We start from the raw sequence: 8,568 nt of genomic DNA on the forward strand, positions 1-8,568 counted from the left end.
AACCGTCTCCGGAGGGATTCCCACCGTGCCCGACCTGTCGTTCCTCGACGCCCCCGGCCTGTCGGCCGCCTTCGTCGCCGAGAACCGCCCGCGCGCCCACGGCGCCGGCCTGGACCCGTACGAGTACGCCCGGGTGACCGCCCCGCTGACCTCCCTGCGCGACTGGCCGACCGCCTGCCGCGCCGCCGGCCGCCGGTACGTCGAGGCGGCGGAGCGCGCCGCCGCCGAGGGCCGCACGGTCACCGCCGGTGCGGCGTACCGGAGCGCCGCCCGCTGGTGCCACTTCGCCGGACTGCTCCCGCACCCGGACCGGGTCGCCGCGGCGGAGGCGGCCGCCGAGGCGGACGAGGCGATGCGGCGGGCGCTGGCGCTGCTCGACCCGGGGGCGGAGCGGGTCGAGGGCGAGGGGTTCGCGGGCTGGCTGCGCCGCCCGGCGGCGGGCGGCGCGCCGACGCCGGTCGTGCTGGTGGTGCCGGGGATGGATTCCGGCAAGGAGGAGTTCCACGCGGTCGTCGAGGCCCTGCTGGCCCGGGGCGTCGCGGTGCTCGCCATGGACGGGCCCGGGCAGGGCGTGCTGGCGGCCGGCAGCACGCCGGAGCCGGAGTACCACCGGGTCGTCGGACGCGCCCTGGACGCGCTCGCCGCCCGTGACGGCCTGGACCCCGACCGGACCGCCGTGATCGGCCTCAGCCTGGGCGGCTACTACGCCGCCGAGGCCGCCGCCCACGAGCCCCGACTGCGGGCCGCGGCCACGGTCAGCGGCCCGTACCGGCTGGACTGGGACGGTCTGGTCCCGTTCGTCACCGCGACCCTGGCGCAGCGCTGCGGCGGGGAGGAGGCGGCCCGCGCCTTCGCCGACCGGGTGGACCTGACCGCCCTGGCGCCGCGGATCGCCGTCCCGCTGCTGGTGGTGGAGGGCGGCGAGGACCGGATTCCGGGCGTCACCGCCGCCACCGCGCTGGCCGACCAGGCCCCCGAGGCCGAGCTCCTCCTCGTGCCGCACGGCAACCACCTGCTCGGCACCGCCCTGCCGGACTGGCTGCCCGTCACCGCGGACTGGCTCACCGCGCGGCTGACCGGCGTACCGCGCCGCTGACCCGGGCCGCCCGGCGGCCGAGCGAGGTGAGGGCGAAGAGCAGGCCGCCGGCCAGGAAGAACGGCTCGTAGCCGAAGGTCGCGAACCGGGCCATCGCGTCCAGGTCGCCGGTCGACCGGCTGCCCACGGCCAGGGCGAACCAGTCGGGCACGGACGGCGCGGCGTGCAGCACCAGCAGCGCGGTGGTGCCCCACAGAGCCCCGGTCAGCAGCCGGTCCGGCACCCGTCGGCCCCACCGCCGTACCGGTGCCAGCGCCACCGCCGTGGCCACCGCGCACAGCGGGATCGCGATCACGTCGATCACCAGCAGCGGCGTGCTGCTCCAGACCGACCGGCCCTCCGGCAGTCCGAGCCGTCCGTCCGCCAGCCAGTACAGGTGCACCAGCGCGAAGGCCACCGCCCACCCCGCCGCCGCGTACCCGGCCCCCGCCGCCACCCGGTTCCAGCCCGTGTCCCTGGTCGTCTCCATGCCCCCCACCGTCCCGCCCCGCCCCACTCCGGCGGATCGTCCCGCGGGCGGTTCCCCCTCCCCCGGCGGGGGGATCCGGGGCCGACGGCGGCCAGTACGGCAGCAGCCGGGCCGCTGAAGAGGGTGACGGTCTTCTGCCGCGCGTCGACCAGCAGGTACAGCGGGAGGCCCATGCAGGGTGCGCTGATGGGTCCCGGTCGGACACCGGCGGCGCCCGGGAACGGCGAAGCCCCCGCAGCGCTTGCGCTGCGGGGGCTTCCGGCTGTGGCCAGGGCCGGGGTCGAACCGGCGACCTTCCGCTTTTCAGGCGGACGCTCGTACCAACTGAGCTACCTGGCCGTACTGCACCGTCTCTTGCGAGACGAGCGATCCCGACGGGACTTGAACCCGCGACCTCCACCTTGACAGGGTGGCGAGCTAACCAACTGCTCCACGGGACCTTGTAGTGGCGAACCACTAAGGTCTTGCGGCACTGCACTTTACTACGGTAATGCGGTACTGCGTGCCCCCAACGGGATTCGAACCCGTGCTACCGCCTTGAAAGGGCGGCGTCCTGGGCCACTAGACGATGAGGGCTTGCGGCCTGTCCCGCCGTTTCCGGCGTTCGGGGACGTCGAGAAGCATATGGGATGCCGGGCGGATCGCCAAAACGGGTTTCGACCGGGTGGGTGGGGGGTGGTTCCGGCGGGCGCGGGGAGGGGGCTCGGAGGGGGGTCAGGACCAGCCGAGCTCGTCGAGCTCGTGGTCGTCGAAGCCGAAGTGGTGGGCGACCTCGTGGATCACGGTGGTGCGGACCTCCTCGACCGCCTGCTCGCGGGTCTCGCAGTGGCGCAGGGTCGGGCCGCGGTAGATCAGGATGCGGTCGGGCAGGACGCCCGCGTACCACTCGCCGCGTTCGGTGAGCGGGGTGCCCTCGTAGAGGCCGAGGAGCTCGGGGTCGCTCGGGTCGGGTTCGTCCTCGACGAAGATCGCGACGTTGTCCATCATGGCCGCGAGCTGCGGGGGGATCTGGTCGAGCGCGTCGCTGACCAGCGTCTCGAACTCTTCCCGGGTCATCTCCACCGGATCATTGTCGGGTCTGGAGTGACGGTGTGCCAGGTGGCGGAAGCCGGTGTTTGATGGGGCTATGACGACCTCGGAGGGGGCGGCCTTGGACGACCAGGTGGACGGTCCGCTCCGGACGGTGCCGGTCGCGGCGCGGGTCCGGAACCGGCCACCGGTGCTGCGCGGGCAGGGGCCGGCCGTGGCGGTGGTCGCCCTCGGCGGGGCGATCGGGGCGACCGCCCGGTACGCGGCCGGGCTGGGCTGGCGGACCGGGCCGACGGCCTTCCCGTGGACGACGCTGCTGGTCAACGTGGTCGGCTGCGCGGTGATCGGGGTGTTCCTGGTGGTGGTCACCGAGGGGCGGCAGGCGCATCCGCTGGTGCGGCCGTTCGTCGGCACCGGCGTGCTGGGCGGGTTCACCACCTTCTCGACGTACGCGGTGGACGTCCGGCGGCTGCTGGAGTCGGGGCGGCTCGGGCCGGGGCTGGCGTACCTGGGACTGACGCTGCTGGGCGCGCTGCTCGCGGTGTGGGCGGCCGCCGGGCTGACCCGCCGTCTGATCCACCGCGCGGTCCGCCGCGGGGCGGCGACGGGCGGGGGTGCGCGGTGACCGGGCTGGGCGGGCCGGCACTGCGGCTGACGGTGCTGGTCGGGGAGAGCGACCGGTGGCACCACCGCCCGCTGTACAGCGAGATCGTGCACCGGGCGCGGGCGGCCGGGCTGGCCGGGGCGAGCGCGTTCCGGGGCATCGAGGGGTTCGGGGCGTCCTCGCTGGTGCACACCACGCGGCTGCTGTCGCTGAGCGAGGACCTGCCGGTGGCGGTGGTGATCGTGGACGAGGAGCAGCGGGTGCGGGCGTTCCTGCCGGATTTGGACGGGCTGGTGGCGGGGGGTCTGGTGCTGCTGGACCGCTGCGAGGTGGTGACGTACGCGGGCCGCGGCCCGGGGCGGGGAGAGTCGGCGGAGTGAACTGGCTGCTGGTGGTGGCGGGTGCCGTGGTCGGCGCGCCGCTGCGGTACCTGACCGACCGCGCGGTGCAGTCCCGGCACGACTCGGTGTTCCCGTGGGGGACGTTCACGGTGAACGTGGTCGGCTGCCTGATCCTCGGCACGGTGACCGGGGCGGTGGCGGCGGGCGCGGCGTCCTCGCGGCTCCAACTGCTGCTGGGGACGGGGCTGTGCGGTGCGCTGACCACCTACTCGACCTTCTCGTACGAGACCCTGCGGCTGGCCGAGACCGGCGCCGGGCGGTACGCGGTGGCGAACGCGGCCGGCAGCGTGGCGGCCGGGCTGGCCGCGGTGTACGCCGGCGCGGAGCTGGCCTCGGCGCTCTGGGGCTGAGCGTCCGGTCGGGGACGGCCCTGCCGCCAGGGCCCGCGCCGGGGGCGAACTGCCGTGCTGCCCGTGTCCCGCCGGGCCGGGCGCGCGTTGGGCACCGAAAGCGGCCGCGCGCGAGTGGGCGGCCCGGGTGGGGCGGTAGAGAGGGACCTCGGTGGCTTCGGTGCGGGCGGTACGAGCGGTTCGGGCAGTGCGCGCGGTGCGGGCGGCACGGGCGACGCGGGTGCGGACGGTCCCGGTACGGCAGGCGGCGGCCTTGCGCTCGCGGGCGGTCCGGGCGGCGGCGGTGCTGACGGTGGCCGGATTGGGGCTCACCGGGTGCATGTCGGTCGGTCCGGCGGCGGAGGAGAAGCACGGCGGGGTGGCGCCGGTCGGTCAGGCCGGTCCGGCGGGCAAGCCGGGGGCGACGGCCGGTCCGTCGGTCTCGCCGGGGGCCGGGCATCCGGGCGGCGCTTCGGGGCGCCCGGAGCGGCCGGGGGGCTCGCCGGTGGAGAACGCGCCGGGCGGGGCGACGGCCGCGGCGCCCGGTGAGGTGCCGCCCGGCGCGAACGGCGCGGACGCGGGGGTGATCCCGGTGCCGGGGGCGGGCGCTCCCGAGGGGGCGCCGGGCGCCGGTTCGCCGGGCGGGACGAACACCAGCCCCGCGCCGCACCCGGGCGGCGGCGCTCCCACCGGCTCCGGCGGCACGGCGGGCACGGGCGGTGCCGGCGGGACGGGTGGCGGCGGGGAGGGGCGCTCCGGCGGCACCTCGGGCACCCCCTCGGCCACCCCGAGCAGCCGCCCGTCGAACACGCCCGAGCCGGACCACAGTTCACCCCCCGTGACCGTCCCGCCGGCCCCGGAGCCCTCCTCGGGCAGTTCCGGTTCCTCGGCCCCGAGTCCGCGGGCGGCCGGACATTAGGGGGATGAGCAGGGCATTTGCCTCCGATCCCGGGGGTCCTCTATGGTGGTAGATCGTTCGTTTGATCCATTTGACTGGCGCCCTAATCCCATCTGGCGCCCTTGGCGCGTTCCGGCGATCCGTGGCTGACCGCATAGAGGCGGTTGTGAAACAGAACCCCGGACTTAGGCGCGTGCCACTTCCGGAAGGTTTTGCATGTCTCTCGTTGACGACGCCCGCTTCGCCATGCCCGCGAACGAGGCCGCCGCCGATGTCACCGACACCACCGACACCCTCGACACCGCCGCCGACGAGGTGATCGCCGAGGCCGTGGAGGCCACCGAGGAGGCGGCCGCCGAGCCGACCATCACCTTCGGCGACCTGGGCCTGCACGACGACGTCGTGCGTGCCCTCGCCAAGCGCGGCGTCACCACCCCGTTCCCGATCCAGGCCGCGACCATCCCGGACGCCCTGGCCGGCAAGGACGTGCTGGGCCGCGGCCGCACCGGCTCCGGCAAGACCCTCAGCTTCGGCCTGCCGCTGCTGACCCGCCTCGCCGACGGCGAGCGCACCCGCGCCAAGCAGCCGCGCGGCCTGATCCTGGTCCCGACCCGTGAGCTGGCCATGCAGGTCGCCGACGCCCTGGAGCCCTTCGGCTCGGTGCTCGGCCTGCGCCTCAAGGTCGTCTGCGGCGGCACCTCGATGTCGAACCAGATCTACGCGCTGGAGCGCGGCGTCGACATCCTGGTCGCCACCCCGGGCCGTCTGCGCGACCTGCTCAACCGCGGTTCCGCCAAGCTGGACGACGTCCAGACCGTCGTGCTCGACGAGGCCGACCAGATGGCCGACATGGGCTTCCTGCCCGAGGTCACCGAGATCCTCGACCAGGTGCCGGCCGGCGGCCAGCGCCTGCTGTTCTCCGCCACCCTGGAGAACGAGATCGACACCCTGGTGAAGCGTTACCTGAAGAACCCGGTCACCCACGAGGTCGACCCGTCGGCCGGTGCCGTCACCACCATGACCCACCACATCCTCGTGGTGAAGCCCAAGGACAAGGCGCCGATCACCAACGCGATCGCCGCCCGCAAGGGCCGCACGATCATCTTCGTCCGCACCCAGATGGGCGCCGACCGCGTCGCCGAGCAGCTGATCGAGGCCGGTGTGAAGGCCGACGCGCTGCACGGCGGCATGACCCAGGGCGCCCGTACCCGCGTCCTCGGCGACTTCAAGGACGGCTACGTCAACGTCGTCGTCGCCACCGACGTCGCCGCCCGCGGCATCCACGTCGACGGCATCGACCTGGTCCTGAACGTGGACCCGGCCGGTGACCACAAGGACTACCTGCACCGTTCCGGCCGCACCGCGCGCGCCGGCCGCTCCGGCGCCGTCGTCACCCTGGTGCTGCCGCACCAGCGCCGCGGCGTCTTCCGCCTGATGGAGGACGCGGGCGTCGACGCCAGCCGCCACATCCTGGACCACGCCTTCGACCCGGAGGTCGCCAAGATCACCGGCGCCCGCTCGCTCACCGAGGTCCAGGCGGAGAGCGCCGCCAACATCGCCGGTGCCGCCGAGCGCGAGATCGCCGACATGACCCGCCAGCTGGAGCGCGCGCAGCGCCGCGCCACCGAGCTGCGCGAGGAGGCCGACCGCCTGGCCGCCCGGGCCGCCCGCGAGCGGGCCGAGCTGGGCATCGAGGACGAGGCGCCGGCCGCCGCCGAGGAGACCGGCGAGTCCGCCGCGACCGAGGCCGCTCCGGCTGCCGCCGAGGCCCCCGCCGCCGCGCCGCAGGCCGAGGAGCGCGCCCCGTCGTACCGCGAGGCCCGCAGCGAGCGTCCGGCCTTCGGCCGTGACCGGGACCGCGACCGGGACCGGGACCGTGACGACCGCCGCTCCGGTGGCTTCGGCCGCGACCGTGACGACCGCCGCTCCGGTGGTTTCGGCGGCCGTGACCGCGACGACCGTCGCTCGGGCGGTTTCGACCGTGACCGTGGTGGCGACCGCGGTGGCTTCAACCGTGACCGTGGCGGCTTCGCCGGCCGTGACCGCGACGACCGTCGCTCGGGCGGTTTCGACCGCGACCGTGGCGGCGACCGCGGTGGCTTCAACCGTGACCGCGGCGGCTTCGCCGGCCGTGACCGCGACGACCGTCGCTCGGGCGGTTTCGACCGTGACCGTGGCGGCGACCGCGGTGGCTTCAACCGTGACCGCGACGACCGCGGCGGCCGCTCCTTCGGCGACCGCCCGGCCCGCTCCTTCGGTGACCGCCCGTCCTTCGGCCGGGACCGCGACGAGCGCGGCGGCAGCAGCCGTCCGTTCTCGCGCCGGGACGACCACCGCTCCGGCGGCCGTCCGCAGGCCGACCGCGGTGGCTTCAACCGTGACCGCGGCGGCTTCGGCGGCCGTGACCGCGACGACCGTCGCGCCGGTGGCTTCGACCGCGACGACCGCAAGCCGCGCTGGAAGAACTGACCTGGTACGGGCGGTCCCCGACCGCCCGGCCGACCGCCGGCCGACTGCACGTTCTCGCTGAACGTCCTTGCCGACCAGGTGCGTCGAGGTACGCGCCGAACGCGCGCGCCGATCGTACGAAGGGCCCGCTCCGTCCCCCGGAGCGGGCCCTTCGCGTTTCCCCCGATACCCCCCGACACCTCGTCCTGCGTCCCCCCGAGGTGTTGTTCTGGAAGTGAGAATAACCTGTGGCGCGCGGACGCGGTAGTCCCGTAGCGTCCGGGACATGAGCAGCAGACTGCACGACGTGGCACGGATGAACGAAGAGATCGCCGCGCGGGGGAGCTACCGGACGGCCGGGGGCGAACTCGTGCAGGTGGGGGAGCAGTTGACGGCGGCCCGCGCCGGCACGGTGTCGTACGCGCCGCCGGCGCTGGACGCGCTGGTGGCGGCGGGGGCGCCGGGGCCGGGCCCGCGCGGGAGCGTCGAGGTGACGGCCGAGGGGAGCATCGAGGCCGCCCGGCGGCTGGTGGCGCAGGGGGCCGGCCCGGTCGGGGTGCTGAACTTCGCCTCCGCCCGCAACCCCGGCGGCGGGTACCTGCGCGGCGCCCGCGCCCAGGAGGAGGACCTGTGCCGCAGCGCGCTGCTGTACAGCTGCCTGCTGGAGGCGCCGGACTACTACGAGGCGCACCGGGCCTCCACCGACCTCCGGTACAGCCACCGGGTGATCGTCTCGCCCGGTGTGCCGGTGATCCGCGGCGCGCGCGGCGAGCTGCTGGCGCAGCCGTACCCGGTCACCTTCCTGACCTCGCCCGCGCCCAACGCCGGCCAGCTGGAACGGCGTTCGTCCGGTACGGACGTCCGGGGCGTGCTCGCCGAGCGGTCCGACCGGGTGCTCGCGGCGGCCGCCCGGCACGAGGTGCGCACCCTGGTGCTCGGTGCCTGGGGCTGCGGGGTGTTCCGCAACGACCCGGTGCAGGTCGCCGAGGCCTTCGAGGGTGCGCTCACCCGGTACGGGGCGGCCTTCGAGCGGGTGGTGTTCGCGGTCTGGGACCGCACGCCGGTCTCGGTGAACCGGGCCGCCTTCGAGGCCCGGTTCGGCGCGGCGAGTGGCTCCTGACGGCTCCTGGGGCTCCGGGGGTTCTTGCGGTTCCGGGGGGCCGGGGGTGCCGGGCGGAGGTTCTGGGGGTTCCGGGCGGGCCTAAAGGTTGTTTCACAAGGTTCCGAGAGACCGGAGCGAGCAGTCAGCCGAGTCAAGAATCGGCTGAGTTGTCCTATTTCTCGAGCGCCCGAC

General features: G+C 75.2%; 9 protein-coding genes and 3 tRNA genes. 6 read left to right on the top strand and 6 right to left on the bottom strand.

The window, feature by feature from the left end; genetic code table 11:
• Positions 1–25 precede the first annotated feature (25 nt).
• The gene (locus ACIRD3_RS27255) at positions 26–1,096 is read left to right on the top strand and encodes an alpha/beta hydrolase family protein (protein ID WP_402221608.1); all 1,071 of its coding nucleotides are present in this window, start codon (positions 26–28) and stop codon (positions 1,094–1,096) included.
• Here the strand turns inward: ACIRD3_RS27255 and ACIRD3_RS27260 are convergent.
• The 5 genes from ACIRD3_RS27260 to ACIRD3_RS27280 form a co-directional block, all read right to left on the bottom strand.
• On the bottom strand, positions 1,062–1,565 hold the full coding sequence (locus tag ACIRD3_RS27260) for a DUF3995 domain-containing protein (RefSeq protein ID WP_402221611.1): 504 nt from the start codon (positions 1,563–1,565) through the stop codon (positions 1,062–1,064). The two genes, ACIRD3_RS27255 and ACIRD3_RS27260, sit on opposite strands and share 35 nt — an antisense overlap.
• A 265-nt stretch (positions 1,566–1,830) precedes the next feature.
• Positions 1,831–1,904, bottom strand: a tRNA-Phe gene (locus ACIRD3_RS27265).
• Positions 1,905–1,931: 27 nt separating this feature from the next.
• Positions 1,932–2,005 (bottom strand) — tRNA-Asp (locus ACIRD3_RS27270).
• 63 nt (positions 2,006–2,068) lie between these two features.
• Positions 2,069–2,141: transfer RNA gene (locus ACIRD3_RS27275), tRNA-Glu, on the bottom strand.
• Between the two features lie 138 nt (positions 2,142–2,279).
• Positions 2,280–2,621, bottom strand: a complete 342-nt coding sequence (locus ACIRD3_RS27280) for a metallopeptidase family protein (protein ID WP_402221612.1) — start codon at positions 2,619–2,621, stop codon at positions 2,280–2,282.
• 70 nt (positions 2,622–2,691) lie between these two features.
• Between ACIRD3_RS27280 and crcB (ACIRD3_RS27285) the strand changes: the two genes are divergently transcribed.
• From crcB (ACIRD3_RS27285) to crcB (ACIRD3_RS27295), 3 genes are read left to right on the top strand one after another with little or no spacing between them, the layout of a single operon-like run.
• Complete coding sequence (gene crcB / locus ACIRD3_RS27285) at positions 2,692–3,219, top strand: fluoride efflux transporter CrcB (protein ID WP_402221614.1); 528 nt, start codon at positions 2,692–2,694, stop codon at positions 3,217–3,219.
• On the top strand, positions 3,216–3,578 hold the full coding sequence (locus ACIRD3_RS27290; RefSeq protein ID WP_402221617.1) for a DUF190 domain-containing protein: 363 nt from the start codon (positions 3,216–3,218) through the stop codon (positions 3,576–3,578). The genes crcB (ACIRD3_RS27285) and ACIRD3_RS27290 overlap by 4 nt, the downstream gene beginning before the upstream one ends.
• The gene (crcB, locus tag ACIRD3_RS27295; protein WP_402221620.1) at positions 3,575–3,949 is read left to right on the top strand and encodes a fluoride efflux transporter CrcB; all 375 of its coding nucleotides are present in this window, start codon (positions 3,575–3,577) and stop codon (positions 3,947–3,949) included. Before ACIRD3_RS27290 ends, crcB (ACIRD3_RS27295) begins: the two co-directional genes overlap by 4 nt.
• A 372-nt stretch (positions 3,950–4,321) precedes the next feature.
• On the opposite strand, the gene ACIRD3_RS27300 is transcribed toward crcB (ACIRD3_RS27295), so the two are convergent.
• Positions 4,322–4,738: a hypothetical protein gene (locus tag ACIRD3_RS27300; protein ID WP_402221622.1), complete on the bottom strand. Its 417-nt coding sequence runs from the start codon at positions 4,736–4,738 to the stop codon at positions 4,322–4,324.
• Between the two features lie 304 nt (positions 4,739–5,042).
• On the opposite strand from ACIRD3_RS27300, the gene ACIRD3_RS27305 reads away from it, so the two are divergent.
• Positions 5,043–7,295 carry a DEAD/DEAH box helicase gene (locus ACIRD3_RS27305; protein WP_402221624.1) on the top strand — a complete coding sequence of 751 codons (2,253 nt, stop codon included), beginning with the start codon at positions 5,043–5,045 and terminating at the stop codon, positions 7,293–7,295.
• 265 nt (positions 7,296–7,560) lie between these two features.
• Positions 7,561–8,394: a TIGR02452 family protein gene (locus ACIRD3_RS27310; protein WP_402221626.1), complete on the top strand. Its 834-nt coding sequence runs from the start codon at positions 7,561–7,563 to the stop codon at positions 8,392–8,394.
• Positions 8,395–8,568: the final 174 nt, after the last annotated feature.

This window comes from Kitasatospora sp. NPDC093550 (assembly GCF_044764985.1).
Lineage (GTDB): Bacteria > Actinomycetota > Actinomycetes > Streptomycetales > Streptomycetaceae > Kitasatospora.

Coding starts and splice junctions, on each gene's coding strand:
- ACIRD3_RS27260 (WP_402221611.1), bottom strand. CDS start 1,565: ATGGAGACGACCAGGGACACGGGCTGGAACCGGGTGGCGGCGGGGGCC.
- ACIRD3_RS27280 (WP_402221612.1), bottom strand. CDS start 2,621: ATGACCCGGGAAGAGTTCGAGACGCTGGTCAGCGACGCGCTCGACCAG.
- crcB (WP_402221614.1), top strand. CDS start 2,692: ATGACGACCTCGGAGGGGGCGGCCTTGGACGACCAGGTGGACGGTCCG.
- ACIRD3_RS27305 (WP_402221624.1), top strand. CDS start 5,043: ATGTCTCTCGTTGACGACGCCCGCTTCGCCATGCCCGCGAACGAGGCC.
- ACIRD3_RS27310 (WP_402221626.1), top strand. CDS start 7,561: ATGAGCAGCAGACTGCACGACGTGGCACGGATGAACGAAGAGATCGCC.